A 26800-nucleotide genomic window follows, 5' to 3' on the forward strand; every position below is an offset into this window, starting at 1 on the left:
TGAGACTGTGGGTCGGCCTCCTGCTGGGCACGTGGCTGTGGCTGGGCACCACTCACGCCTTACTCCTCGTCGTCCGCGTCTGCCGGCTCGTTCGACGTGGCCAGAGGCTCCTGGTCCGGCTCCTCGCCGGGCTCCACAGCCGCTTCCACTTCCTCGGCCTCACGGCCGGCCTCGGCGTTGCGGGCAACACCGACGACCGCGTCACGCTTGCCCAGGTTGATCAGTTGGACGCCCATCGTGTCACGGCCCGTCTCCCTGACCCCACTCACACGTGTACGGATCACGCCACCACCGAGCGTGATGGCGAGGATCTCGTCGCTCTCCTCAACCACCAGCGCTCCGACCAGCGAACCGCGGTCCTCCACGATCTTGGCGGCCTTGATGCCCAGACCGCCCCGGCCCTGCACGCGGTAGTCGTCGACATCGGTCCGCTTCGCATACCCGCCGTCGGTGGCGGTGAACACGAACGTACCGGCCCGCACGACGTTCATCGAGAGAAGTTCGTCACCTTCACGGAAACTCATCCCCTTCACCCCGGAGGTCGCACGACCCATCGGCCGCAGCGCCTCGTCCGTCGCCGTGAACCGGATCGACTGGGCCTTCCTGCTCACCAGCAGCAGATCGTCCTCGGAGGAGACCAGTTCCGCGCCGATCAGCTCGTCGTCCCGTCCGTCCTCCATCTGCCGGAGGTTGATCGCGATGACGCCGCCGGAGCGCGGTGAGTCGTAGTCCTTGAGCGGAGTCTTCTTCACCAGGCCGGACTTGGTGGCGAGCACCAGGTACGGCACCGCGTCGTAGTCCCGGATGGCGATCATCTCGGCGATCTTCTCGTCCGGCTGGAAGGCGAGCAGATTCGCCACGTGCTGCCCGCGCGCCTCGCGGGACGCGTCGGGCAGTTCGTACGCCTTCGCGCGGTACACACGGCCCTTGTTGGTGAAGAACAGCAGCCAGTGGTGGGTGGTGGAGACGAAGAAGTGGTCGACGATGTCGTCCTCTTTGAGCTTCGTCCCGCGTACGCCCTTCCCGCCGCGCTTCTGCGCCCGGTAGTCGACCGTCTTCGTCCGCTTCACATAGCCGCCACGCGTGATGGTGACGACGATGTCCTCCTCGGCGATCAGGTCCTCGATGGACATGTCACCCTCGAAGGGGACGATCTTGGTGCGCCTGTCGTCGCCGAACTTCTCCACCAGCGTGGTCAGTTCCTCGCTGATGATCTGCCGCTGCCGGGCCGGCGAGGCCAGGATCGCCTTGTACTCGTCGATCTTCGCCTGAAGATCGTCGTGCTCGGAGGTGATCTTCTGCCGCTCCAGCGCCGCCAGCCGCCGCAGCTGCATCTCCAGGATCGCGTTGGCCTGGATCTCGTCGATCTCGAGGAGGCTCATCAGGCCGCCGCGCGCCTCCTCGACGGTCTGGCTGCGCCGGATCAGCGCGATGACCTCGTCGATCGCGTCCAGCGCCTTGAGCAGACCGCGCAGGATGTGCGCCCGCTCCTCGGCCTTGCGCAGCCGGAACTGCGTACGGCGGACGACGACGTCGACCTGGTGCTTGACCCAGTGCCGGATGAAGGCGTCCAGCGACAGGGTCCGGGGCACGCCCTCGACGAGCGCCAGCATGTTCGCGCCGAAGTTCGTCTGCAGGTCGGTGTGCTTGTAGAGGTTGTTGAGGACGACCTTGGCCACCGCGTCCCGCTTGAGGACGATCACCAGGCGCTGGCCCGTACGCGAGGAGGTCTCGTCCCGCACGTCGGCGATGCCGCCGACCCGGCCGTCCTTCACCAACTCGGCGATCTTCAGCGCCAGGTTGTCCGGGTTGACCTGGTACGGCAGCTCGGTCACCACCAGGCACTGCCGGCCCTGGAGCTCCTCGACCTCCACCACCGCACGCATCGGGATCGAGCCGCGCCCGGTGCGGTACGCCTCCTCGATGCCCTTGCGTCCGACGATCAGCGCGCCCGTCGGGAAGTCGGGCCCCTTGATCCGCTCGAGCAGCGCGTCCAGCAGCTCCTCGCTGGACGCGTCGGGGTGCTCCAGGTACCACTGCGCGCCGGCCGCCACCTCGCGCAGGTTGTGCGGCGGGATGTTGGTGGCCATGCCGACCGCGATGCCCGCGCTGCCGTTGATCAGCAGGTTCGGGAACCGCGCGGGCAGCACCGTCGGTTCCTGGTTGCGGCCGTCGTAGTTGTCCTGGAAGTCGACGGTGCCCTCGTCGATGTCCCGCAGCATCTCCATCGACAGCTGCGTCATCTTGCACTCGGTGTAACGCATGGCCGCAGCAGGGTCGTTGCCCGGCGAACCGAAGTTGCCGTTGGAGTCGACCAGCGGCATCCGCATCGACCAGTGCTGGGCGAGGCGCACCAGCGCGTCGTAGATCGAGGAGTCACCGTGCGGGTGGTAGGTGCCCATCACGTCGCCGACGACGCGGGCGCACTTGTAGAAGCCCTTCTCCGGGCGGTAACCGCCGTCGTACATCGCGTACAGCACCCGCCGGTGCACCGGCTTCAGCCCGTCACGGATGTCCGGCAGCGCACGGGAGACGATCACGCTCATCGCGTAGTCGAGATACGAACGCTGCATCTCGGTCTCGAGGCTCACCGGATCGACGCGCGAAGCCGCGCCCTCGATCTGCACCGGCGCCGGGTCACCGGCAACGATCGGTTCGGGGCCCTGAGCGCTCTCAGGGCTGTCCGGGGTGGGGGAAATCTCGTCGGCCATTGCTCAGCTCAAGTCCTTCTGTGTGTGCGGCGCGCCGAACTCCATCAGCACGTACGGGCCGACGTGCTCAGATGTCGAGGAAACGGACGTCCTTGGCGTTGCGCTGGATGAACGAGCGCCGTGCCTCCACGTCCTCACCCATGAGGATCGAGAACAGGTCGTCCGCGGCTGCCGCGTCGTCCAGCGTCACCTGGCGCAGGACCCGGTGGTCGGAGTCCATGGTGGTGATTCGCAGCTCTTCGGCGTTCATCTCGCCCAGACCCTTGAAGCGCTGGATCGAGTCGTCCTTGATCCGCTTGCCCTGCTCGCGGCCGAGCTGGATGAGGCTGTCACGCTCCCGGTCGGAGTAGGCGTACTGATGCTCGTCGCGGCCCCACTTGACCTTGTACAGCGGCGGCTGCGACAGGAAGACGTGCCCCGCCTCCACCAGCGGACGCATGAAGCGGAACAGCAGCGTCAGCAGCAGGGTGTTGATGTGCTGACCGTCGACATCGGCGTCGGCCATCAGAATGATCTTCTGGTAGCGGAGCTTGGCGATGTCGAAGTCCTCGTGGATGCCCGTACCGAAAGCCGAGATCAGAGCCTGTACTTCGGCGTTCTGCAGCACCTTGTCGATGCGCGCCTTCTCCACGTTGAGGATCTTGCCGCGGATCGGGAGGATCGCCTGGAACTCCGGGTTGCGGCCGGACTTGGCCGAACCGCCGGCGGAGTCGCCCTCCACGATGAAGATCTCGCACTTGGCCGGGTCGTTGGACTGGCAGTCGCTCAGCTTGCCCGGCAGCGAGGCCGTCTCCAACAGCCCCTTGCGGCGCGTGAGATCACGGGCCTTACGGGCTGCGACCCGCGCCGTGGCCGCCTGAATACCCTTACGGATGATGTCGGCGGCCTCGTTGGGGTTACGGTCCAGCCAGTCGGTCAGATGCTCGTGGGCGACCTTCTGCACGAAGGTCTTGGCCTCCGTGTTGCCCAGCTTCGTCTTCGTCTGGCCCTCGAACTGCGGCTCGCCCAGCTTCACCGAGATGATGGCCGTCAGCCCCTCCCGGATGTCCTCACCGGTGAGGTTGTCGTCCTTGTCCCGCAGCAGCCGCTTGTCCCGCGCGTACCGGTTGATCAGGCCCGTCAGCGCCGCACGGAAACCCTCCTCGTGCGCACCGCCCTCATGCGTGTGGATCGTGTTCGCGAAGGAGTACACACCCTCGCTGTACTGGTTGTTCCACTGCATCGCGATCTCGACCGAGAGCATCCGCTCCTTGTCCTCGGCCTCGATGTCGATCACCGTGGGATGTACCAGCTCGCCCTTGCGGGAGTTGAGGTAGCGCACGAAGTCGGAGATGCCGCCCTCGTAGTGGTAGCGGACTGAGAGCTGCTTGCCCTCCTCGTCCACATGCTCGGGACGCTCGTCCGTGAGCTCGATCGTCAGGCCCTTGTTCAGGAAGGCCATCTCCTGGAAACGGCGGGCCAGCGTCTCGAACGAGTAGTCCGTGCTCTCGAAGATCTCCGGGTCGGCCCAGAACGTCACCATGGTGCCGGTCTCGTCCACCGACTCGTTGCGCTTCAGCGGCGCCGTGGGCACACCCAGCTTGTAGTCCTGCGTCCAGCGGTGGCCGTCCGTCCGGATCTCCACCGCCACCCGCTGGGAGAGCGCGTTGACGACCGAGACACCGACACCGTGCAGACCACCGGAGACGGCGTAACCGCCGCCGCCGAACTTGCCGCCCGCGTGCAGCACCGTGAGGACGACCTCGACGGCCGGCTTGCCCTCCGAGGGAACGATGCCCACGGGGATGCCACGGCCGTTGTCCACGACCCGCACACCGCCGTCGGCCAGCAGCGTCACCGTGATCGTGTCGGCGTGACCGGCGAGCGCCTCGTCGACGGAGTTGTCCACGACCTCGTACACCAGGTGGTGCAGACCGCGTTCACCCGTCGACCCGATGTACATCCCGGGCCGCTTCCGTACCGCCTCGAGGCCCTCGAGAACGGTGATCGCGCTCGCGTCGTACGACGGCTCGGCCTCCGCCGTCAAAGGGGAGACCTCGGGACCCACGGGAGGCACCTCGGCGCCGGCGCCGGCACCGTCCGCAAGCGCGGCATCCGTCTCGGGGGAGTTGTTCTCGTACTCGTTGAGATCGCCGGAATCGGCCACGAAGCGCCCTTTCTGGCACAGCACAGGCCGACTCCGGGGCAAGGTGGAGCGGCTGCGTCGTTCGACATGTTCCGCAACGGGGCGGGTTCGCCACCAGTGTACCGGGGGCTGAACCGTGAATGGGGGTTTGCCGGTACCTGAGTCCGCATGTGCCGAGCTGAACTGGCGTCCACCGACTCCCCATATGCACACCGGGGGGCCAGAACGCTCACGGGGGCGCTCAGCGCTTCGGGCTGTCAACGCTCCATCACCGTGAGCGCCGTCACCTGTCACCCGTAGGTGTCACCCGGACCCTTGCTACCCGGAGCACGCAGACGACCACCGCGCGTGCCCGGCGGCTGCGGCCCCAGCACCTTCAGCAAGGCGACCGTCCCCTGCCCCAGATCCTCGTTCAGCCGCGCCACCAGCCGCGGCGCCAGCAGCCGCAGCTGCGTCGCCCACGCCGTCGAATCGCACTGCACCGTCAGTACGCGCTCCTGCTCGTCGTACCGCGCCGGCTCACAGTGCTGCGCCACCTCCGGCCCCACGAGCTGAGGCCACCGACCCATCACACCGCCCACCGCGGCCGGAACCTCCCAGCCCCGCTCGGTGATCAGCCCCCGCACCGCGGCACCCAGCGGCAACGGGTCACGCCCGTCCCTCCCCGCGCCGGAGCGCGGACCACTGCCCCGGCGCACATCGCGCTTCTGCTGCGCCGCCGCGCCACGCGCCCGCGCCTGCTCCTTGGCAGCGCGAAGCGCGACCCGCGCCAGGTCCACACCCGTCGGCTCCGCGGGCTGGGGACGCTCCGCCCCGTCCCCGGCGACCGGCCCCGCGCCCGGCTCCGACGGTCCCTCTGAACCCTCCGGCAGCCTCTGCGCCGGCTCGTGCGGCTCCTCGCTCACACCCGTACGACCTCCCCGTCCGAGACCGAGAAGCGCGCCCCCGCCAGCACCTCCGGCACGTCCTCCGGCACCGCCGCCGTCACCAGCACCTGCTCGCCCGGTGCCACCAGCTCCGCGAGCCGCGCCCGGCGCCGCGCGTCCAGCTCCGCGAACACGTCGTCCAGCACCAGCACGGGCTCGTTGCCCTCGCTCTTGAGCAGCTCGTACGAAGCGAGCCTCAGCGACAGCGCGAACGACCACGCCTCACCGTGACTCGCGTACCCCTTGGCCGGCAGCTCCCCCAACTTCAGCACCAGATCGTCCCGGTGCGGCCCCACCAGCGTCACCCCCCGCTCGATCTCCGAGCGGCGCGAACCCCGCAACGCCTCCAGCAACGACCCGTACAGCTCCTCACGGGAGACACCGCCGCCGTCCGGCGCGTCCGCCTGCCCCCTGTACTCCAGACCCACCGGACCACCGCCCGGCGCAAGCTGCTCGTAGGCCTTGTCCGCCAGCGGCCGCAGCGCCGCTGTCAGCTCCAGCCGCTGCGCCAGCAACTCGGCGCCCACCCGGGCCAGATGCTCGTCCCACACGTCCAGCGTGGACATTCCCGGCTCACGGCCGCCGTGCCGCCGCGCCATCGCGGCGGACTTCAGCAGCGTGTTGCGCTGCTTGAGCACGCGCTCGTAGTCGGAGCGGACTCCCGCCATCCGCGGGGAACGGGCGGTGACCAGCTCGTCCAGGAAACGGCGGCGTTCGCCCGGGTCGCCCTTCACCAGGGCCAGATCCTCCGGCGCGAACAGCACAGTCCGCAGAATGCCCAGCACATCACGCGGCTTGACCTGCGAAGACCGGTTGATCCGCGCCCTGTTGGCCCGCCCCGGATTCAGCTCCAGCTCGACCAGCTGCTGCCGGTCGTCCTGCCGCACCGCCGCCCGTACGACGGCCCGCTGGGCGCCCATCCGCACCAACGGAGCGTCCGAGGAGACCCGGTGACTGCCCAGCGACGCGAGATAGCCGACGGCCTCGACCAGGTTCGTCTTGCCCTGCCCGTTCGGCCCGACGAAGGTCGTGACTCCCGGTTCGAGGGAGACCTCGGCACGGGCGTACGAACGGAAGTCGGCGAGCGAGAGATGCGTGACGTGCATCGAACCCGTCAGCCACGCACCGGCGGAAGCACGTCCGCGCCCGGGGTGTCACCGTCCACATGGTCGCCCGAGGCGGTCACCGCGTGTCCCCCGAACTGGTTGCGCAGAGCGGCCACCATCTTCATCTGCGGAGAGTCCTTCTGCCGGGAGGAGAAACGGGCGAAGAGCGACGCCGTGATGGCGGGCAGCGGCACGGCGTTGTCGATCGCCGCGTCCACCGTCCAGCGGCCCTCGCCGGAATCGGCGGCGTAGCCCTGCAGTTCGGCCAGGTGCTCGTCGGAGTCGAGAGCCTTGACCGCGAGATCCAGCAGCCAGGAACGGATGACGGTGCCCTCCTGCCAGGAGCGGAAGACCTCACGCACGTCGGTGACCGCGTCGGCTGCCTCCAGCAGCTCCCAGCCCTCGGCGAAGGCCTGCATCATCGCGTACTCGATGCCGTTGTGGACCATCTTGGCGAAGTGGCCGGCACCGACCCTGCCCGCGTGCACCGCCCCGAACTCGCCCTCGGGCTTGAGCGCGTCGAAGACGGGCTGGACGCGGGCCACGTGCTCGGCGGCGCCGCCGTACATCAGCGCGTAGCCGTTCTCCAGGCCCCACACTCCGCCGGAGACACCGCAGTCGACGAAACCGACGCCCTTGGCCGCCAGTTCCCCGGCGTGCCGCTCGTCCTCGGTCCAGCGCGAGTTGCCGCCGTCCACGACGACGTCGCCGGGGGCGAGCAGTTCGGCGAGCTGGTCGACGGTCGACTGGGTGGCGTCGCCGGCGGGGACCATCACCCACACCACCCGCGGGCTCTCCAGCGACGTCACCAGCTCCTGGACGCTGTGCACATCCGCGATGCCGGGATCACGGTCGTAGCCGACGACGGTGTGGCCTGCGCGGCGGATGCGCTCGCGCATGTTCCCGCCCATCTTGCCGAGACCGATGAGGCCGAGCTCCATCAGTGCCCCTTCTCTCACGATTCGTACCTGCGCCCGACCCTACGCCCACAGGTTCGTGCACACCTGTGGACTCCCACCGCTCAGACGTTGCCGACCAGGGACGACGTCCCGGTTACGGCCGGACGCTCAGCCCGACAACCGCACAGGCATGATCAGGTACTTGTAGGCGTCGTCCGCCTCGACGTCCTTGGCGGGCCTGCCGCTCAGCAGCGCCGGCTTGGTCGAGGTGGTGAAGGAGAGCTGCGCGACGGGGGAGTCGATCGCGCTCAGGCCCTCCAGCAGGAAGCCCGGGTTGAAGGCGATCGAGACGTCGTCGCCCTCGAGTTCCGCGTCCACACGTTCCACAGCCTGTGCGTCGTCGCTGGAGCCCGCCTCCAGGGTCAGCACACCCTGCTCGAAGCTAAGCCGGACCGGGGTGTTGCGCTCGGCGACCAGGGCGACGCGCTTCACCGCCTCGACGAACGGCGCGGTCTCGATCACGGCGACGGAGTTGAACTCGGTCGGGAACAGCGTGCGGTACTTCGGCAGGTCCCCTTCCAGAAGCCGTGTGGTCGTACGCCGGCCCGCACCCTCGAAGCCGATCAGCCCCTCGCCCGAACCAGAACCCGACAGCGCCAGGGAGACGCTGTCCCCGCCACTGAGCGACTTGGCAGTCTCCAGCAGCGTCTTCGCCGGCACCAGGGCAACCGACGACGCGTCAGGCGTCTCCGGCTTCCACAGGAACTCACGCACCGCGAAGCGGTAACGGTCGGTGGAGGCCAGCGTGACGGTGTCGCCCTCGATCTCGATGCGCACACCGGTCAGCACGGGGAGGGTGTCGTCACGGCCGGCGGCGATGGCCACCTGCGAGACGGCGGAGGCGAAGACCTCACCGGGCACGGCCCCGGTGGCGGTCGGCATCTCGGGCAGTGCGGGGTATTCCTCCACAGGCAGTGTGTGCAGGGTGAAGCGGGAGGAGCCGCAGACCACCGTGGCGCGTACGCCGTCCGTCGAGATCTCCACGGGGCGGTTGGGGAGCGAGCGGCAGATGTCGGCGAGCAGCCGGCCGGAGACGAGGACCGTGCCCTCCTCCTCGACCTCGCCCTCGACGGAGACGCGCGCCGAGACCTCGTAGTCGAAGCCGGAGAGGCTCAGAGTGCCCTCCTCCGCCTTCAGCAGCAGGCCGGCAAGGACAGGTTGGGGCGGACGTGCGGGGAGGCTCTTCGCCGCCCAGGCCACCGCCTCCGCGAGAACGTCGCGCTCTACCCGGATCTTCACCTTCAGCCGCCTCCTGCTGTTGCTGGCTGCTCGCCGTGCTGCCTGTCGTGGTCGGCTCGTTGCCGGGGACCAGTCTGACGCACTGCGCTGACAGTCGGCGCAGCTGTGGGTCAAGTCGTTGCGGGGCGGGTAGGAGTCGCTCGCTCCGAGTTGTGCACAGCCCCCACTTCGAAACGGATTCCCCGCTTAATAGAGGTGGTCGTAGTAGTAGGGCTTGTGGAAACCGTGGATAAGACCGTTTTCGCAGGTCGGAGCGGAGATTTTGTCCACCGCCCCTGTGGGCGCAGCGGTGGAGCGCGAGGGGCTTTCTGTGGACGGGGAAAAGTTCTGCACACACGGTGCACAGCCTCAGGCGACTTGCCCACAGCGGTGGCGGCAGGTTTCCCCATGTTTCCCACAGCCGAAACCGGGGCCCCAGTGTGACGCCTTTCACTCGGACCAGTGAGCGGGCGCGTTGAGTTGCCGAACAGTGGACAGAGCTGTGGAGAAGCTGGGGACAAGACGACCTCGGCTGTGGGCGGGCGGTGGACAGAACGCCCCGGCCCGACCGGGCCCCGCCGAACCTCCACATGCTGTGGAAGCCGGTTGCGCACAAGTACACAGCCACGTGACCTCCTGGAACAGATCATCAGCGGGTTCCTCTGTGGACGCTTTCGGGACAACTCCGGGGGCCCACAGGGTGTGGACGCCTCATTCGCCCGTTCCTTGTGGACCCTGCCCTCCCGGTCCCTTCGAATCGAACAGCGAAAAGCCCTCCGGGAGTTGATCCCGGAGGGCCGTGGTGTGCTCAGCCGTGTGCTCAGCCGTTCTTGATGCGGTTGGTGAGTTCGGTGACCTGGTTGTAGATCGAGCGCCGCTCGGCCATGAGGGCGCGGATCTTGCGGTCCGCGTGCATCACGGTCGTATGGTCACGGCCGCCGAACTGGCCGCCGATCTTCGGCAGCGAGAGGTCGGTCAGCTCCCGGCACAGGTACATGGCGATCTGCCGCGCCGTCACCAGGACGCGGCTGCGGGAGGAGCCGCACAGATCGTCCACCGTCAGCCCGAAGTAGTCGGCGGTGGCGGCCATGATGGCCGGCGCCGTGATCTCCGGGGTGGCGTCCTCACCGCCCGGGATGAGGTCCTTGAGGACGATCTCGGTGAGGCCGAGGTCGACGGGCTGCCGGTTGAGCGAGGCAAATGCCGTGACGCGGATGAGCGCGCCCTCCAGTTCGCGGATGTTGCGCGAGATCCGGGAGGCGATGAACTCCAGCACCTCGGGCGGTGCGTTGAGCTGCTCCTGCACCGCCTTCTTGCGAAGGATCGCGATGCGCGTCTCCAGCTCCGGCGGCTGGACGTCGGTGATCAGGCCCCACTCGAAGCGGTTGCGGAGCCGGTCCTCCAGCGTGACCAGGGCCTTGGGCGGACGGTCGCTGGAGAGCACGATCTGCTTGTTCGCGTTGTGCAGCGTGTTGAAGGTGTGGAAGAACTCCTCCTGCGTCGACTCCTTGTCGGCCAGGAACTGGATGTCGTCCACGAGCAGGATGTCCATGTCGCGGTAGCGCTTGCGGAACGCGTCCGCCTTGCCGTCGCGGATGGAGTTGATGAACTCGTTGGTGAACTCCTCGGAGCTCACGTACCGCACACGCGTGCCCGGGTAGAGGCTGCGGGCGTAGTGCCCGATCGCGTGCAGCAGGTGCGTCTTGCCGAGCCCGGACTCCCCGTAGATGAACAGCGGGTTGTACGCCTTCGCCGGCGCCTCGGCGACGGCGACGGCGGCCGCGTGCGCGAAGCGGTTCGAAGCGCCGATGACGAAGGTGTCGAACAGGTACTTGGGGTTCAGCCGTGCTGTCGGTTCGCCCGGGCCCGTCGCCGGTGCGGGCTGGGCCGCGAGTGGCCCGGGGGCGCCGCTGGAGGCGGGCAGCTGGGAAGGGCCGTCGTAGCGGGGAGCGGGAGGCTGGCCCTGCGGGGGCACCTGCGGCTGGGGCATCTGCTGCTGCGGGTGCCGCTGGTGCTCGTACTGCTCGTAGTGGTGCGGAGGGCGCTCGTACTGCTGCTGGTGCGAGTGCTGGCGCTGGTCGTAGTGCTGCTCGTACGTCTGCTGCTGGTGCGGCTGCTGCGATCGCTGGGGATGCTGCGGCTGCTGGTGCTGTGGCGCGTACTGCTCCCGGCCGGGCTGCGGCCAGGCGCCGGTCTGCCGGGGCGCCTGCGGATAGTCGGGGTAGGCCGGGCGGGGGCTGGGCAGATCGCGGCTCTCATATGCGTCGCGGCCCTCGTAGTGGTCGTACCTGCCGGTCTCGTATCCGCCCTGGCGGTCGTAGCCTGCGCCTTCATAGCCCGGCGGGGTGCCGGCTCCGCCGCCGTCGTGCGGTCCCGGGGTGTGCTGCGCGGGCAGCGACGGGGCCGACGGCTGCGGCTCGGGGCCCGCGGACGCCGCCGGAGGGGGCGCGGAGGCCGTGCCGGACGACTCCGATGCGGGCCCCGTCACAGTGATCGCGAGCCGGATGGGCTGCTGGCACTCGCGGCTGAGAGCATCGCTGATCATCGGCGACAGGCGTCCCTCGAGGACACCTTTCGCATATTCGTTCGGCACGCCGAGGAGCGCGGTGCCCGAGACGAGCACGAGAGGCTGGCAGTCGCGCAGCCAGCGCTGGTCCTTGGCCTCGACCCCCTGGCCGTCCGAGAGGAGCTGCTCGAGCACTCGCGGCCACACCGCGGCAAGATCGGCAGGCAGGTCAGCCACGGGTCACGCTTCTCTCACTCGCTGGATGTGATGCTTCGGTGAATCCGGCCGGAACCCACGAATGTGGGGTTCTGCGGGCGGTCGGGAGGGATGGGAGGTTCAGTCACGGTAGTCAGGCCGACGTGCAGCATTCAAGTCGTTGTCCACAGGCTGTGTACGAGTGCCGCAGGGTGCGCCGCCAGTGCCTTCGGCGGGTGCTCCGGCGGTTTGACCGAACGGCGCGGCCGCGCGTACCGTAACGAGGTCGAGTTGTCGACGGCTGCTGCCGCCTGCCTCCGATGGGCAAGATCCAAGCAGTTCTTCTGCGGATCACGAAGCGGTGCACACTCGGGCGTTGCGAGCTGCTCGTGGGCGCACGGTGACAGCTTGTCGACGCCCCACACGCCCACGTTCCGCGGAAGCAGCGGAACACGAAGCACTCCTGGAGCCCCCGAGTGAGCAAGCGCACCTTCCAGCCGAACAACCGCCGCCGCGCGAAGACCCACGGCTTCCGGCTGCGCATGCGGACCCGTGCCGGCCGCGCCATCGTCGCGAATCGCCGCAGCAAGGGTCGCAGCCGCCTGTCGGCCTGAGTGGCCTGATCACCGGTCCATGACGTGCTGCCTACCGAGAACCGGCTGAGGCGGCGCCAGGACTTCGCGGTCGCGGTACGCCGAGGACGCCGGGCTGGACGCCCGCTTCTGGTCGTGCACCTCCGCAGCAACAGCAGCTCATCGGACCCGCACGGCGCGGGGGGAGAGGCTCCCCCCGCGCGTGCGGGTTTCGTTGTCAGCAAGGCCGTCGGCAACGCGGTTGTGCGCAACCGCGTCAAGCGGCGGCTCCGGCATCTGGTACGGGAGCGCTTGAGCGAGTTGCCCACAGGTAGCCTGGTTGTCGTACGGGCGCTGCCGGGCGCGGGCGAGGCGAGCCACGAGGAGCTGGTACGCGACCTGGAGGCCGCCATGCGGCGGCTGCTTGGAGGGCCTTCCTCATGAAGTACCCGCTGCTGTGGTTGATCAAGCTGTATCAGTGGACCATCAGTCCGATGCTCGGACCGGTGTGCCGCTACTACCCGTCGTGCTCGCACTATGGCTACACGGCCATCGGACGGCACGGTGCGGTGAAAGGGACGGCACTGACGGCCTGGCGCATCCTGCGCTGCAATCCGTGGTCGCCCGGTGGCGTCGACCACGTCCCCGCCCGGAAGTATCCGGTTTGGCACCAGCGGCTGCGTTACCGCTGGCAGCAGCACCGGACCCAGTCCAACGCCCAAGGAGCCTGATGAACTTCCTGGACACGATCCTGAGTCCTCTCTATACCGCTGTCTCCTGGATCATTGTCCAGTTCCACTCGCTGTTCAGCCTGGTCGTCGACGAGGACAGCGGATGGGCCTGGGGTCTGTCCATCTTCTTCCTGGTGGTCGTGATCCGGATCGCCTTGATCCCGCTCTTCGTGAAGCAGATCAAGTCGACCCGGAACATGCAAGCGCTCCAGCCGAGGATGAAAGCGATCCAGGAGCGCTACAAGAGCGACAAGCAGCGCCAGTCCGAAGAGATGATGAAGCTGTACAAGGAGACGGGCACGAACCCGCTCTCCAGCTGTCTGCCGATCCTGGCGCAGTCGCCGTTCTTCATCGCGCTCTTCCAGGTCCTGAACCACATCGCCAACAACCAGCCCGTGGGCGTACTCACCGCGGACCAGGTCGACAGCGCGCGTAACGCCTCGGTCTTCGGCGCACCGATCGCCGCGAAGTTCCTGGACAGCGCGGAGAAGGTCGGCGAGCTGAGCGCCTCGCTCACGGACGTCCGCGTCGTCACGGTCATCATGATCCTGATGATGTCGGCGTCGCAGTTCTACACGCAGCGCCAGCTGATGACGAAGAACGTCGACCTGACGGTGAAGACGCCGTTCATGCAGCAGCAGAAGATGCTGATGTACATCTTCCCGATCATGTTCGCCGTCTTCGGCATCAACTTCCCCGTGGGTGTCCTCGTCTACTGGCTGACCACCAACGTCTGGACGCTCGGCCAGCAGATGTTCGTGATCAAGCGCAACCCGACGCCGGGCTCCATCGCGTACGAGCAGCGGCAGCAGAAGCTGCGGGCCGCGGGCAAGCTGAAGGAGGACCCCAAGGAGGTCGAGACGCGGGAGGCCGTCGAGGCAGCGCGGGCCCGCCGTCAGCAGCCCAAGCGGCAGTCGAAGTCGCAGCGCCAGCAGGCGCGTACCGGCACCGGTCAGGATGAGTCCCCTTCGCTTGAGAAGGACGCCGGCACTCAGGAACCGGACCAGGACGGGCAGCAGCAGAAGCCCAAGCCGGCCGGAGCCCAGGGCGGGAAGTCCAACGGTCAGAAGTCCGGCGGCCAGAAGTCGGGCGGCCAGAAGTCGGGCGGCAAGTCCGGTCAGAAGAAGTCAGGGCAGCAGCGCAAGGGCGGCCCGCAGCGTCCCAAGCACCCCTCCAAGAAGTAAGCAGAAGGAGCCCACGCCGTGACGGAGACGACGGACACCGCGGAAGAGACCGCCGCGGAGGAGACAGATTCGCTGTCTCACCTGGAGCAGGAGGGCGAGATCGCGGCCGACTACCTCGAAGGGCTCCTCGACATCGCCGATCTCGACGGTGACATCGACATGGACGTCGAGGCCGATCGTGCCGCCGTGTCGATCATCAGTGACGGGTCCACCCGTGACCTGCAGAAACTGGTCGGCAGGGACGGTGAGGTCCTGGAGGCACTTCAGGAGCTGACCCGCCTCGCGGTTCACCGGGAGACCGGCGACCGCAGCAGGCTGATGTTGGACATCTCCGGCTTCCGCGCCCGTAAGCGCGAGGAGCTCGCGGAGCTGGGCGCGAAAGCGGCGCAGGAAGCGAAGGGCAACGGCGAGCCGGTGAAGCTGCGGCCGATGACGCCGTTCGAGCGCAAGGTCGTGCACGACGCCGTCAAGGCCGCCGGGCTGCGCAGTGAGTCCGAGGGCGAGGAGCCGCAGCGCTGCGTGGTTGTGCTGCCGTGACCGACGGGTCGGTGGGCAGGGCCGGGCCCCCGGAGGGAGGCCCGGCGGATTCGAGTGAACTGGCGGAGCTCGCGCCGCCGACGGAGGCGGCACGGAAGCTCTTCGGCGAGCGGCTGCCTGACGTCGTCCGCTACGCCGAGCTGCTCGCGGACGCGGGAGTACGGCGTGGACTGATCGGGCCCCGTGAGGTGCCGCGGCTGTGGGAGCGGCATCTGCTGAACTGCGCCGTGCTGTCGGAGATCGTGCCCGAGGGCGTGACGGTCTGTGACGTCGGTTCCGGAGCGGGCCTGCCGGGCATTCCGCTGGCTCTGGTGCGCCCGGATCTCGAGATCACACTGCTGGAGCCGTTGCTGCGACGGACGACCTTCCTGGAGGAGGTCGTGGAACTGCTCGGACTTGATCATGTGTCGGTGGCGCGGGGCCGGGCCGAGGAGATGCTGGGCGCTCTGCAGCCGGTCCATGTGGTGACGGCGCGGGCCGTGGCACCACTCGACAGGCTGGCGGGCTGGGGCGTCCCGCTGCTGCGCCCGTACGGCGAAATGCTCGCGCTCAAGGGGGACACCGCCGAGGAAGAGCTGCGCGGCGCACGGGACGCGCTGCACAAGCTCGGGGTCGTGGCGACGTCCGTGGTGCAGGTGGGTACCGGAGTGGTGGACCCGCTCTCGACCGTTGTACGGGCGGAGGTCGGGGAGTCTCCTGGCGGTGTTCGTTTTGCCGCCCGCAGGGCGAAGGCCCAGAAGGCCCGCTCGGGACGGGCGGCGCGAGGCGGCCGGCGACGGCGTTGAGACGTGCCGCGTGTGTGCTGCGGGTTCACACGCGGTGCGGCTATCCCTCAACGGGGATGTCCGACTACTCCATAAATGCTCTTAAAGCTATGCGCTGCGGTGTGTCGTCCGTGTGTGCGGGCGTTGAGTGTGCATCGTGTTTCACGTGAAACGCCGCTCTCTTTTGCATGGAATCATCAGCCGTGGCCGCGCTCAGGCTCACGAGCGTGGCCAGAAGCCTTCGCAGAAGCACCGTCCCGCAGTGGATTCATCCACAACTGAGCGGGGCTCGCTGGTTCACAACACCGAAAGCATGGCAGGCTCTCCTCAGCACGAGCCTGATGTCGAGGAGAGTGAACCCTTGCGGTCCGACGCCAATACCGCGGGACCGATGGCCGATCCGGTCCCCGGCCCCCGTTCAGAAACGGTGGACGTTTCACGTGAAACTCCGCCTCCGATGGACGATACGCCGATCGGTCGTGCCGCCCAGCAGGCGGTTGAGGCGATGAACCGCGCCGGCGAGGGTCTTCCCAGGCCCGAGCAGACCCGGGTGATGGTCGTCGCCAATCAGAAGGGCGGGGTCGGGAAGACCACCACCACCGTGAACCTGGCCGCCTCCCTGGCCTTGCACGGTGCACGCGTGCTGGTCATCGACCTTGACCCGCAGGGGAACGCCTCCACGGCGCTGGGTGTCGACCACCACTCCGAAGTACCGTCCATCTACGACGTGTTGGTCGAGAGCATGCCTCTGTCCGACGTCGTCAAACCGGTGCCGGATGTGGAAGGACTCTTCTGCGCGCCCGCCACCATCGATCTCGCCGGTGCGGAGATCGAGTTGGTGTCACTGGTGGCGCGGGAGAGCCGACTGCAGCGTGCGCTGAGCGCGTACGAACAGCCGCTGGACTATGTGCTGATCGACTGCCCGCCGTCGCTCGGTCTGCTGACCGTCAACGCGTTGGTGGCCGGAGCCGAGGTCCTCATCCCCATCCAGTGTGAGTACTACGCGCTGGAGGGGCTGGGTCAGCTGCTTCGCAACGTCGATCTGGTCAAGGGACATCTCAACACCCAGCTCCATGTCTCGACGATCATCCTCACCATGTACGACGGCCGCACCCGGCTCGCGTCACAGGTGGCGGACGAGGTACGCAGCCACTTCCAAGCCGAGGTCCTCCGGACGAACATTCCCCGCTCCGTTCGTATCTCGGAGGCTCCCAGTTACGGCCAGACGGTGCTGACCTACGATCCTGGATCCAGCGGCTCACTGTCCTATCTGGAGGCCGCGCGTGAGATCGCCCTGCGCGATCCGAACGTGCAGCAGCAGCACGAACAGTCGGTCCAGCAACTGCACCAGCAACAGCACAACAGCACCATGGCGGAGGGCACGCAGTGAGCGATCGACGTAGGGGACTGGGCCGGGGTCTCGGTGCGCTGATCCCGGCAGCACCAGCGTCCGGGGAGGAGAGCGCGAGCCCGTCCGTCGGCAACAACGGGGCGACCTCTCCCAGTGCCGTACCCGTGATGTCGGAGCGTGGAGTGGCGGCGGCCAAGGTCACGTCACTGCCGCAGAGCGAAGCACGCGAGGACGTTCCACGTGAAACGCCGGCCTCCTCCGACGGAGTGGGCGCGGACGACACAACGGTTGAGGGTGAGCCGGTCGGTGCGCACTTCGCGGAGGTGCCCCTCGAAGCGATCACGCCCAACCCTCGTCAGCCGCGTGAGGTGTTCGACGAGGACGCCCTGGCCGAACTGGTCACCTCCATCAAGGAGGTGGGTCTGCTTCAGCCGGTGGTCGTACGGCAGCTGGGCCTGGAGCGCTATGAGCTCATCATGGGTGAGCGCCGCTGGCGGGCCTGCCGTGAGGCGGGTCTGGAGCGCATCCCCGCGATCGTACGCGCCACCGATGACGAGAAGCTGCTCCTGGACGCACTGCTTGAGAACCTGCACCGGGCACAGCTCAACCCTCTGGAGGAGGCAGCGGCGTACGACCAGCTGCTGAAGGACTTCAACTGCACGCATGACCAGTTGGCCGACCGGATCGGCCGCTCGCGGCCGCAGGTGTCCAACACGCTGCGGTTGCTTCGGCTCTCACCCTCGGTGCAGCGTCGTGTCGCGGCCGGGGTGCTCTCCGCCGGGCATGCACGTGCGCTGCTCTCCGTTGAGGACGGGGAGGAGCAGGACCGGCTCGCTCACCGGATCGTGGCGGAGGGGCTGTCTGTGCGTGCGGTCGAAGAGATCGTCACCATGATGGGGTCGTCGCCGAAGAGCACAACCAAGTCCAAGGGGCCGAGAGCGGGAAAGCGGGTCTCCCCCGCCCTGGACGAGCTGGCCGGTCGGCTCTCGGATCGCTTCGAGACTCGGGTGAAGGTGGACCTCGGGCAGAAGAAGGGCAAGATCGTGGTCGAGTTCGCCTCGGTCGACGATCTGGAACGCATCCTCGGTCAGTTCGCGCCGGGCGAGGGGCGCGTACTGGGGAAGCAGCTGTCGGCCGAGGCCGCCGAGTCCGAAGCGGATGACAGCGAGGACTGACCCCTGCCGTCAGACCCGGGGAGCCGGGCTCGCAGAATGCTCAGGCCCGCCACAGCGGGAGCAGATGTCGCCCCATGGATACGATGGATCCATGGGGCGACAGCTCGTTCCGCTCACGCTGGACAATCTTCCGGACCTGCCGAGGCGTTGCCGTGCCTGTGTGTTCTGGGAGCTCGATCCGGTCAGCGGTGAGGCCGCGGTGCGAGCCGGGCGGCCTGAGATGGAGAAGGAAGCGTGGATCTCCGCTGTCCTGCTGGAGTGGGGATCGTGTGGGCGCGTCGTCCACGTGGACGACAAGCCGGTGGGGTTCGTCCTCTACGCGCCCCCGGCATACGTTCCTCGTTCTGTCGCGTTTCCGACGAGCCCGGTGTCGCCGGACGCGGTGCAGCTGATGACCGCCTGGCTCAATCCGGGATACCAGGGCCAGGGGCTGGGCCGGGTCATCGTGCAGTCGGTGGCGAAGGATCTGCTGCGGAGGGGCTTCAAGGCGATCGAGGCATTCGGGGCTGCCGAATGGACAGAACCCGCGTGCGTGATCCCGGCGGACCATCTGCTCTCCGTCGGGTTCAAGACCGTCCGTCCGCATCACACCTATCCCCGGATGCGCCTGGAGCTGCGGTCGACGGTCTCGTGGCGTGAGGATGTGGAGCGCGCGCTGGACCAGCTGCTGGGGGCGGTACAGAAGGAGCCGGCGCTGCGGCCGCTGTGAGCGGTGCTGGAGAGTCCGCGCGAGAGTACTGGGCGAAGCCGGGAAGACAGTGCCTGGTTTCACGTGAAACGGCCCGGCGTGCGATGCGCACACGCCGGGCCGTTCCTGTGGCACCTTTCGTAAGCGGTGCCCGGTCACTCAGCCGATGAACTCGGCGAGGTCCTTCTCGATGGCGGCACGCGGCTTGGCGCCGACGATTGTCTTGACGACCTCTCCGCCCTTGTAGACGTTCATCGTCGGGATCGACATGATGCCGTACTTCGCGGCGACACCGGGGTTCTCGTCGATGTTGAGCTTGACGATGGTGAGCTTGTCGCTGTTCTCCTCGGCGATCGCCTCGAGGGAGGGGGCGATCTGGCGGCACGGACCGCACCAGGCAGCCCAGAAGTCGACGAGCACGGGCTTGTCGCTCTTGAGCACGACCTCGTCGAAGTCTGCGTCGGTAGCGGTCACGGTGGCACCGGCCATGGTGGCTCTCCTCTGATTCTCGTGATGGTGGGGCAAGAACTTCGCGAGGAAGTCGCTGCGGCAGTCCGTCAGACGGCAGCGGTCTTCTCGGGTTCGGGGGCGTGTTCGCTGTGGGTGCCGTCGAGCTGGGCGGCGAGGTAGCGCTCGGCGTCCAGGGCCGCGGAGCAGCCGGTGCCGGCGGCGGTGATGGCTTGGCGGTAGGTGTGGTCGACGACGTCACCGGCGGCGAAGACGCCGGGGATGTTGGTGCGGGTGGAAGGTGCCTCGACCTTGAGGTAGCCCTCGTCGTCCATGGCGAGGACGTCACGGAAGAGTTCGACGCGGGGGTCGTGGCCGATGGCGACGAAGAGTCCGGTGACGGGCAGCTCGCGCGACTCGCCGGTCTTGGTGTCGCGCAGGGTCAGTCCCGCGAGCTTCCCGTCCTTCTCGTGGATGGACTCCACCTCGCTGTTCCACGCGAAACTGATCTTGGGGTCGGCGAAGGCGCGTTCCTGCATGGCCTTGGAGGCGCGCAGGGTGTCCCGCCGGTGGACGACGGTGACGGAGTCGGCGAAGCGGGAGAGGAAGGTGGCCTCTTCCATCGCGGTGTCGCCGCCGCCGACGACGACGATGTCCTGGTTGCGGAAGAAGAACCCGTCACAGGTCGCGCAGTAGGACACGCCCCGTCCGGACAGCTCCTCCTCACGCGGCAGGCCCAGTGAGCGGTAGGCGGACCCGGTCGAGACGATCACTGTGCGGGCACGGTGCACGGTGCCGACGGAGTCGGTGACGGTCTTGATCTCCCCGGAGAAGTCAACGGCGGTCACGTCGTCGGGGATCAGTTCCGCGCCGAACCGCTCGGCCTGGCCGCGCATCTGGTCCATCAGCTCCGGGCCCATGATGCCGTCGGTGAAGCCCGGGTAGTTCTCCACCTCGGTGGTGTTCATCAGTGCGCCACCCGCTGTCACCGACCCCTCGAAGACCAGCGGCTTGAGCGATGCCCGCGCCGTGTAGAGCGCGGCCGTGTACCCGGCCGGCCCCGAACCAACAATGATCACGTTACGGACGTCGCTCACGGGAGTCTTCCTTGTCTGCCGACTGCTTTCCGGGTCTGTGAGGTTCTCACCCCACCCAACGGATCCTAGGGGGCAGACATTCCCAGTGGTGCAGTCCGGCGGGCGTCAGGGAGGGAGTGTGTCAGTGGCGCGAGTAGGTGCGAGTGGTCAGTACCTCACCCGGACCGGAGGTTTCACCGGTGGTGCAGGAGCGGTCCACGACGTAGGCGTCGACGCGCTGGGAGTCACCACGGTTCGGCAGGACGACGAGATAACCGGTGCTGCCCTTGTACGGGGCGTTCTCATCGACGGCGAGCGGGGTCTCCGCACGGTCGATGCCCTCGCGGATGCAGGAGGGGATGGAGGACGCGCTGCCCGCGAGGGGACTGTTGCCGGGGCTCTGCTTGCTCTTGAGGTCCGGTGTGCGCGGAGCTGTCGGCTCCCCCGTGGAGTCTTCCTCGGCGAGCAGGCTCTGGACGTGCTTCTCCAGGGCCCCGTCGGCGGTCTCCCGCTTTCCCTGTTCGGCTCCGCCGGCCTTCGTGGGAGAGGACGGGGAATACATGGACTGCATGACGAGCCCGCCGATGCCGAGCGCGACGACAGCTCCGGCGCCGGCGAGAACCGCCGAGCGCCAGCGACGGGTGCGCTTGGCGGGCCTGTGCCGCCCTGGGCCGCTGCTGCCTCCGGGATGCCCGGCAGGACGGTCGGCGGGACGGTCGGCCGGGCGACCGGGTCCACCGGAGCGGGAGGCGGCGGTTTCACGTGAAACATGCGCACCGTGCTTGCGTGCCGTCCCCTCGCGACCGCCGGCCCTCGTGTGCCGACCGCGCTGGGCATCACCGGGACCGGTTTCACGTGAAACGGCGGCGGGGTCCGCGGGCGATGCGTCGAGAAGCGCCTCGGCGGCCAGTGCGGCGTCGATACGGCCCGCGATGTCGGCGGGCATCCGCACCGGGCCGGGCAGCGTGCCGAGCATGTCGCGGATCTCCTCCAGCGATGCCCTCACGTCCGTGCACGGCTCACACCCGGAGAGATGAGCCCGGAGCACCGATGAGCGTTCCGGGCTCACTGCGTCTTCGATGAGTGCGGAGATCTCTGTGACGTCCGGATGGTCGTCGGCGCCGTACACGTCGGACGTGAAAGGGGTGGATGTCATGCCTGTTCTCCTCCTCCCTTCACGGAGCCAGGTGGTCCTGTCATGCCTTCCGCCCGTGGGACGGATGCCCCGTGGGTCCGGTTCCTTCCCGCGTCCTGCCCTGGTCCACCCCTCTGCTCCCCGTTCGGGCGCAGATGATCGACGAGCGGCAGCAGCCGGGCACGACCACGGGCACAGCGACTCTTCACCGTGCCGACGGCGACACCGAGCATCTCGGCGGCTTCGGCCACCGGGTATCCCTGCATGTCCACGAGTACGAGGGCGGCACGCTGCTCTGGCGGCAGCTGGGAGAGAGCTGCGACGACCTGCCGGTGGAGGTCCTGGCGCTCCGCGGGCACCTCCGCGGACTCGTGCGGCTCCAGGAGATGGTCCAGGCGCTCGGTGTCGTCCGTGAGCGAGGTCCGGCGCGAGGCAGCTTTGCGGGCCCGGTCCAGACAGGCGTTGACCGTGATCCGGTGCAGCCAGGTGGTCACCGCAGACTGGCCGCGGAAGGTGTGCGCCGCTCGGTAGGCGGAGATGAGCGCGTCCTGCACGGCGTCGGCGGCCTCCTCCCGATCGCCCAGGGTGCGTACGGCCACGGCCCACAGACGGTCCCTGTGGCGGCGCACGATCTCAGCGAAGGCTTCCCTGTCGCCGTCGACGTGCCGGGCGAGGAGTTCGCGGTCGTCGAGCGCGGCCACCGCACCGCGCTCCTGTGCGGGCACAGGGGACCTGGCCGGTCTGCCGGCCGCGCGGCCGCCTCGCCCTCGCCTGGGGCGGCGTATCCCCTTGCCGCCACGCTCGTCGCTCACCGTCGGACGCCTCCTGTCATCCTCGCCCGCCGGCTGTGCCGTGCGTCAGTGTCGAGGTGTCAGCTCTGAACCTGGATCTCCGTGATCCGGCCACGGTAGTTGCCGTCGTCCGAGCGCGGGAGCTTGGTGAGCCATACCAGTACGTACTGAGTCTTGATCGGCTTCTTCGCCTTCAGCGTGAGGTGCTCGCCGGTGCCGCCACTCACCTTGCTGAAACCGTCGAGCGCCCCGGGCATCGCGCTCGTGCTCCTCGGAGCGGCGAGGAAGTCGGCGGACGTGGCACCGAGGAAGTCGACCTTGACCGAGCTGACCTGTTGCGCCTCGCCGAGGTCGAGGACCAGTCCGACACCCGGCTTGAGGTTCCCGAAGTCGGGCCGGCCGTAGTACTTCTGCGTGAGCCAGTACGTACCGGGGTTGCCGTCGACGGCGTCAGGGACGCCCTCGGGATTCTCGCTGCCGTTGCCGGCGGGCGGAGGGTCGAAGTCCTTGGCTCCGGCGATCTTCACCGGCTTGCCGACATCGTCCTCGCCCCCGGGGCCGCTGGTCTGGCCGGCCTTGTCGCTCGCGGAGTTGTCGCTCTTGAGGAGGGTGTCGGCGACCTGCCAGCTGCCCAGCCCCAGCGCTGCGATGAGGAGCGCGGAGACGCCCCACTTGAGCGCCTTGCCGGTACGGCCCGGAAGGGCCGGCGGCGCGGGAGGCTCGGTGGCCGCACCGGGAGGGCCGGCACCGGGCCCGGGACGGTTCGCCGTGCCGGGCCCGTACGCGCCCTGCTGCCGGTACGAGGGCTGGTAGGGCCCCGGGGCGCTGAACGAGGACTCCGGGGGGCGGATACGCGGCATCGCCGAAACGGCCTTGGCCAGCTCCTCGGGAGTGGCGCAGGGACGCTCCTGGCTCGAGGCGGTGGCGCCGTCGTTGACGAGCGCACGCATCGCGAGCTGTGAGAGACCGCGGTGCACCCCCGCGCGGACCTGATCGGGCGCGAGGAGGCCGTTCATGGCGAGGGAGCCGACGCCGGTGAGGCCGTAGGCGTCCTCCTCGTAGGGCCAGCGCTGGGTGAGCGCCGCGTACAGCAGGGCGCCGATGCCTTCGGTGTCGGCGCGCTGAGGAGTCTCGCTGTGCACGCCGCGCAGGGCGGCGCTCACGGCCAGACCTCGGATGCGGTACTGCCCGGAGCCGGTGCGCAGCACAGTGCCCGGCGTCAGCTGGAGATGGGCCAGGCCCTCCCGGTGCGCCGCGGTCATCGCCTGGGAGAGCTGGCCGACGAGCTGGTGGGCGTCGTGCGGCTCGAAGGGGCCGGCCGCAAGGAGGTCGCTGAGCGGGGTGGCGTCCGGGAGCCACTCGTGCACGACGTAGACGAGGTCGTGGTCCTCGACGGCGTCGAGGACCTGGACGAAGCGGGGGTCGCCGAGCAGGGCGGAGGAGCGTGCGGCGGAGAGCACCGAACGGGCGCGGGGATGGCTCGACGAGAGGACGTGCACACCGACGGCACGGCGCAGCTTCTCGTCGACAGCACGCCAGCTGCTGAATCCGTCCAGACGGGTGACGCACTCCTCCAGACGGTACCGCCGGGCCAGCTTGTGGCCGCTGTGCAGCTCCGGTGGTGCGGGTGTCGGGGCGAAGGCCGCGGCATCGCCGTCGGGGGCTGCCTCGGCTCCTGCGGGCTCGGGGGGCTCTGTCTGTGCCGCGGTGCTGTCCGCGCCTCCGCTTTCGCCGGGCGCTGCATGTGAGGACACGTCGGCCTCGCTGATGCTCTCGCTGCTGCTGCCGTTGGCACTGTCGTGGGCGCTGTCCTGGCTGCCGCCGGGGGCTCCGGCGTCCTGTCTGGTCTCCTCCGGGGGCCGGTCGCTGCTGCCGCTGCTTCGGTTCGTCGCGCTGTCGACGCCGGCTTCGTCCGCCCGCGCGGTGAGCGTCTCAGGCTCACCGCTGCTCTCAGCCACGCCGACGGCAGCTGTGCTCCGTTCCGCCACCGTCGTTCCTGCCTCCCCAATTCAGTGCAGCCACTCTGTGAAACAGCTCAACAATTGTGCCCACAGTCCACCGATATGCACGACACGCAGTGGCCGCGGATGGTTGTACCGTCAGCGCCCCAGTCGGGCACGCACCATACCGACCATGGCGGTCATCTCCTCGATCCGCATCCGCTTCGCCGCTAGGACGAAAACCGCGCCCAATGCGATCCCTCCTGCTGCCAGAGATGCCATCGAGCCGAGAGTCCCGCTTCCCAGGGCGCGCGTGAGGACGTAGACGACGGTGCCCGCGACCACAGTGGCCGGTACTGCCGCGCCCGCGAGCCGCGTGTACGTACGCAGCACGTGTGCGGTGTCCAGATCGCCGCCCAGCCGCAGACGCAGCCGGCGCCAGGCGATGCCCACGCCCACGACGTATGCGAGGCCGTAGGAGGCAGCCATGCCGACGACGGCCCAGCGTGCGGGCAGCAGCAGGAAGCACGCGGTGGATGCGGCGGCGTTGACGACGGCGACGATGACGGTGTTGAAGAACGGTGTGCGGGTGTCCTCGTAGGCGTAGAAGGCGCGCAGCACGACGTACTGGACCGAGAACGGGATCAGACCGACACCGAAGGCCATCAGCGCGAAGCCCATGGAGCGGGAGGCGTCGATACCCGAGGAGCCGTAGATCAGGGTGCACATCGGGACGCCGAGGGCGAGGAAGCCGAACGCGATGGGCACGATGGCGACGGCCGAGTTGCGCAGCCCCTGCGAGATGTCGTCACGCACGGCGCCGGGGTCACCGTCGCTGGCGGCGCGGGAGAGCCGCGGCAGAAGCGCCGCCATCACGGAGACGGTGATGATCGCCTGCGGCATGTTCCAGATCAGCTGCGCCTGGGAGTAGGCGGTATAGCCGGTGCCCGGGTTGCCCTGGTCGGAGGCGGCCTCGCCCGCCCAGGTCGAGAGCTGCGAGACGACGAGCACGCCGGCCTGGTTGGCCAGCACGAAGAGGATCGTCCACTTGGCGAGCTTCGCGGCCTTGCCAAGGCCGTGCCCGCGCCAGTCGAAGCGCGGCCGTACGCGGAATCCGGAGGCCCGCAGGTAGGGGATCATCGCCAGCGCCTGCACGACGAGACCCAGCAGGGTTCCGACGCCCAGCAGACGGATGGCCTCGGGCGAGATGCTGCCCACGGACAGGCCGGAGGCGCCGGAGGTGCCGTAGATCCACAGGAAGGCGCCGACGGTGGCCATGATGACGATGTTGTTGAGGACCGGGGTCCACATCAGGGCGCCGAACCGCCCGCGGGCGTTGAGGATCTGACCCATCACCATGTGGATGCCCATGAAGAAGATCGAGGGCAGGCAGTAGCGGACGAAGGTGACGGTGACCTCGTTCGCCGCGGGGTTCTCGGCGAGTTTCACGGACATCATCCGCACCAGCAGCGGTGCCGCGAGGATGGCCAGGACCGTCAGCGCGCCGAGGATGACGGAGACCAGGGTCAGCAGCCGGTTCGCGTACGCCTCGCCTCCGTCCTCGTCCTCCTTCATGGCGCGGACGAGCTGCGGGACGAAGACGGAGTTCAGGCCGCCGCCGACGGTGAGCACGTAGAGCATCGTCGGCAGGGTGATGGCGAGCTGGTAGGTGTCGCCGAGCACGGCGGCACCGAGCGCGGCGACGATGAGCGCGGAACGGATGAAGCCGGTCAGGCGGGAGACCATCGTGCCGGCGGCCATGATGGCGCTGGAGCGCAGCAGCCCGCCGGACTTGCCGTCGCCCGACGCGGGGGCGGGCTTCTCGGCAGGCGGCTCGGGGGGCTCGGGAGTGTCCGGCTCGGGCGGGGGCGGGGTGGCTTCGGCGGGTGCGGCATGCGCCGCCTCGAAACCGGGGCCGGGCCCCGGGCCGACAGCCGGCTCCTCCGCGGGGAGGTGCCGCCGGGGGGTCTCTTCCGGCGGGGAGGTGGAAGAGGCGGGGCTCTGCCCCGGGGCGCTTTCGGAGCGGGGCTGCGGCGGGGCCGCGTGCGACCGGGCCGCGTGCGACCGGGCCGCGTGCGGCTGGGCGGCGGAGGGCTGCCGGGCCTGGTCGCGGAAGAGGTGGGCGAAGGCGTCCCCGGAGTCCCGCCGCGCCTGATCCGGCTGGTCCTGGCGCCGGTCCGTGCCGGCGAGGTGGTCCCGGTGGTCCCGGTGGTCCTGGCGGCCCGGGAGGTCCTTGCGGTCGGCGGGGCCCGACCCGTCCGCGTGTTCCGCGTGTTCCGCGTGCCGCCCGTCGTCGGGAGAGCTGAGCAGTCCGTCCACGCCCGTGTACTGGACGGTCGCCGGGTCGTCACCGTGGGGGAGCCTGCGGGAGGGGCCCTCCGGTTCGGGGGCCGGAGGGGGCGCCCAGCGCCGTGCGTCGGGCGCGTGCGGGCCGGGGTCCGGCGCTTCGTAGAGCGCCTGCGGGTCGGGGAGACTGCCGGGCGGAGGGGGCGGGTCGGCAGCCCGGTCGCGGATGGCCTCACTGACCGGGTCCTGGCCGGCCGGGTCGCGGTCCTGGTACGGGTCGCGTGCGTAGGCGTCCCGTACGTACGGGTCCTCCGGTGGCTGCGAGCCGTCACCGGGGGCCTGGCGCCCCTGGTCACCGTCGTGCGGCGCGTTCATCT

At 68.9% G+C, this 26800-nt stretch carries 22 protein-coding genes; 9 read left to right on the forward strand and 13 right to left on the reverse strand.

Going from position 1 to position 26800, the window contains the following annotated elements; all coding sequences use genetic code 11:
• Positions 1-59: 59 nt before the first annotated feature.
• The 7 genes from gyrA to dnaA form a co-directional block, all read right to left on the reverse strand.
• A complete protein-coding gene (gene gyrA / locus H343_RS0106450) occupies positions 60-2711 on the reverse strand; it encodes a DNA gyrase subunit A (RefSeq protein ID WP_028430475.1) in 2652 nt (883 codons plus the stop codon).
• Between the two features lie 67 nt (positions 2712-2778).
• Positions 2779-4881: a DNA topoisomerase (ATP-hydrolyzing) subunit B gene (gene gyrB / locus H343_RS0106455; protein WP_028430476.1), complete on the reverse strand. Its 2103-nt coding sequence runs from the start codon at positions 4879-4881 to the stop codon at positions 2779-2781.
• A gap of 245 nt (positions 4882-5126) precedes the next feature.
• Positions 5127-5615 (reverse strand): DciA family protein, encoded by a 489-nt coding sequence (locus H343_RS0106460; protein WP_486586825.1) that lies wholly within the window; start codon positions 5613-5615, stop codon positions 5127-5129.
• A 122-nt stretch (positions 5616-5737) separates the two neighbouring features.
• On the reverse strand, positions 5738-6868 hold the full coding sequence (gene recF / locus H343_RS0106465; RefSeq protein WP_028430478.1) for a DNA replication/repair protein RecF: 1131 nt from the start codon (positions 6866-6868) through the stop codon (positions 5738-5740).
• A gap of 8 nt (positions 6869-6876) precedes the next feature.
• The gene (gene gnd, locus H343_RS0106470) at positions 6877-7809 is read right to left on the reverse strand and encodes a phosphogluconate dehydrogenase (NAD(+)-dependent, decarboxylating) (RefSeq protein ID WP_028430479.1); all 933 of its coding nucleotides are present in this window, start codon (positions 7807-7809) and stop codon (positions 6877-6879) included.
• A 126-nt stretch (positions 7810-7935) separates the two neighbouring features.
• A complete protein-coding gene (gene dnaN / locus H343_RS0106475; protein ID WP_028430480.1) occupies positions 7936-9066 on the reverse strand; it encodes a DNA polymerase III subunit beta in 1131 nt (376 codons plus the stop codon).
• Positions 9067-9865: 799 nt separating this feature from the next.
• Positions 9866-11788: a chromosomal replication initiator protein DnaA gene (dnaA, locus tag H343_RS0106480; RefSeq protein ID WP_037902687.1), complete on the reverse strand. Its 1923-nt coding sequence runs from the start codon at positions 11786-11788 to the stop codon at positions 9866-9868.
• Between the two features lie 434 nt (positions 11789-12222).
• Here dnaA and rpmH point away from each other — a divergent pair, with 434 nt between their 5' ends.
• From rpmH to H343_RS0106525, 9 genes are all read left to right on the forward strand, one after another.
• Positions 12223-12360 (forward strand): 50S ribosomal protein L34, encoded by a 138-nt coding sequence (gene rpmH / locus H343_RS0106485; protein WP_027748981.1) that lies wholly within the window; start codon positions 12223-12225, stop codon positions 12358-12360.
• A gap of 24 nt (positions 12361-12384) precedes the next feature.
• The gene (gene rnpA, locus H343_RS0106490; RefSeq protein ID WP_028430482.1) at positions 12385-12762 is read left to right on the forward strand and encodes a ribonuclease P protein component; all 378 of its coding nucleotides are present in this window, start codon (positions 12385-12387) and stop codon (positions 12760-12762) included.
• Positions 12759-13049 (forward strand): membrane protein insertion efficiency factor YidD, encoded by a 291-nt coding sequence (gene yidD, locus H343_RS0106495; RefSeq protein ID WP_028430483.1) that lies wholly within the window; start codon positions 12759-12761, stop codon positions 13047-13049. Before rnpA ends, yidD begins: the two co-directional genes overlap by 4 nt.
• Positions 13050-13057: 8 nt before the next feature.
• Positions 13058-14233, forward strand: a complete 1176-nt coding sequence (gene yidC / locus H343_RS0106500) for a membrane protein insertase YidC (protein ID WP_028430484.1) — start codon at positions 13058-13060, stop codon at positions 14231-14233.
• A gap of 18 nt (positions 14234-14251) precedes the next feature.
• Positions 14252-14770, forward strand: coding sequence for a R3H domain-containing nucleic acid-binding protein (locus tag H343_RS0106505; RefSeq protein WP_028430485.1), 519 nt, complete (start codon positions 14252-14254; stop codon positions 14768-14770).
• A 59-nt stretch (positions 14771-14829) separates the two neighbouring features.
• Entirely contained in the window at positions 14830-15555 is a 726-nt protein-coding gene (gene rsmG, locus H343_RS0106510) for a 16S rRNA (guanine(527)-N(7))-methyltransferase RsmG (protein ID WP_028430486.1), read from the forward strand.
• A 292-nt stretch (positions 15556-15847) separates the two neighbouring features.
• The gene (locus H343_RS0106515; protein ID WP_078505093.1) at positions 15848-16924 is read left to right on the forward strand and encodes an AAA family ATPase; all 1077 of its coding nucleotides are present in this window, start codon (positions 15848-15850) and stop codon (positions 16922-16924) included.
• Positions 16921-18060 carry a ParB/RepB/Spo0J family partition protein gene (locus H343_RS29185; RefSeq protein ID WP_078505095.1) on the forward strand — a complete coding sequence of 380 codons (1140 nt, stop codon included), beginning with the start codon at positions 16921-16923 and terminating at the stop codon, positions 18058-18060. The genes H343_RS0106515 and H343_RS29185 overlap by 4 nt, the downstream gene beginning before the upstream one ends.
• Before the next feature lie 91 nt (positions 18061-18151).
• The gene (locus H343_RS0106525) at positions 18152-18769 is read left to right on the forward strand and encodes a GNAT family N-acetyltransferase (RefSeq protein WP_028430488.1); all 618 of its coding nucleotides are present in this window, start codon (positions 18152-18154) and stop codon (positions 18767-18769) included.
• A 138-nt stretch (positions 18770-18907) separates the two neighbouring features.
• Here H343_RS0106525 and trxA read toward each other — a convergent pair whose 3' ends face one another.
• The 6 genes from trxA to murJ form a co-directional block, all read right to left on the reverse strand.
• Positions 18908-19273, reverse strand: a complete 366-nt coding sequence (gene trxA / locus H343_RS0106530) for a thioredoxin (protein ID WP_486586806.1) — start codon at positions 19271-19273, stop codon at positions 18908-18910.
• A 32-nt stretch (positions 19274-19305) separates the two neighbouring features.
• A complete protein-coding gene (trxB, locus tag H343_RS0106535; RefSeq protein ID WP_028430490.1) occupies positions 19306-20292 on the reverse strand; it encodes a thioredoxin-disulfide reductase in 987 nt (328 codons plus the stop codon).
• Between the two features lie 121 nt (positions 20293-20413).
• Positions 20414-21427, reverse strand: a complete 1014-nt coding sequence (locus H343_RS0106540) for a zf-HC2 domain-containing protein (RefSeq protein ID WP_028430491.1) — start codon at positions 21425-21427, stop codon at positions 20414-20416.
• The gene (gene sigM / locus H343_RS0106545) at positions 21424-22131 is read right to left on the reverse strand and encodes an RNA polymerase sigma factor SigM (protein WP_486586826.1); all 708 of its coding nucleotides are present in this window, start codon (positions 22129-22131) and stop codon (positions 21424-21426) included. Before sigM ends, H343_RS0106540 begins: the two co-directional genes overlap by 4 nt.
• Positions 22132-22277: 146 nt before the next feature.
• A complete protein-coding gene (locus tag H343_RS0106550; protein ID WP_028430493.1) occupies positions 22278-24185 on the reverse strand; it encodes a hypothetical protein in 1908 nt (635 codons plus the stop codon).
• 111 nt (positions 24186-24296) lie between these two features.
• The gene (murJ, locus tag H343_RS0106555) at positions 24297-26798 is read right to left on the reverse strand and encodes a murein biosynthesis integral membrane protein MurJ (RefSeq protein WP_028430494.1); all 2502 of its coding nucleotides are present in this window, start codon (positions 26796-26798) and stop codon (positions 24297-24299) included.
• Positions 26799-26800: the final 2 nt, after the last annotated feature.

Source organism: Streptomyces sp. TAA204 (assembly GCF_000424965.1).

Bases quoted from the DNA above. Each gene is read 5' to 3' on its own strand.
- gyrA (WP_028430475.1), bottom strand. From the start codon at position 2,711: ATGGCCGACGAGATTTCCCCCACCCCGGACAGCCCTGAGAGCGCTCAG.
- recF (WP_028430478.1), bottom strand. From the start codon at position 6,868: ATGCACGTCACGCATCTCTCGCTCGCCGACTTCCGTTCGTACGCCCGT.
- gnd (WP_028430479.1), bottom strand. From the start codon at position 7,809: ATGGAGCTCGGCCTCATCGGTCTCGGCAAGATGGGCGGGAACATGCGC.
- yidD (WP_028430483.1), top strand. From the start codon at position 12,759: ATGAAGTACCCGCTGCTGTGGTTGATCAAGCTGTATCAGTGGACCATC.
- H343_RS0106515 (WP_078505093.1), top strand. From the start codon at position 15,848: ATGGCAGGCTCTCCTCAGCACGAGCCTGATGTCGAGGAGAGTGAACCC.
- H343_RS0106525 (WP_028430488.1), top strand. From the start codon at position 18,152: ATGGGGCGACAGCTCGTTCCGCTCACGCTGGACAATCTTCCGGACCTG.
- H343_RS0106540 (WP_028430491.1), bottom strand. From the start codon at position 21,427: ATGACATCCACCCCTTTCACGTCCGACGTGTACGGCGCCGACGACCAT.
- murJ (WP_028430494.1), bottom strand. From the start codon at position 26,798: ATGAACGCGCCGCACGACGGTGACCAGGGGCGCCAGGCCCCCGGTGAC.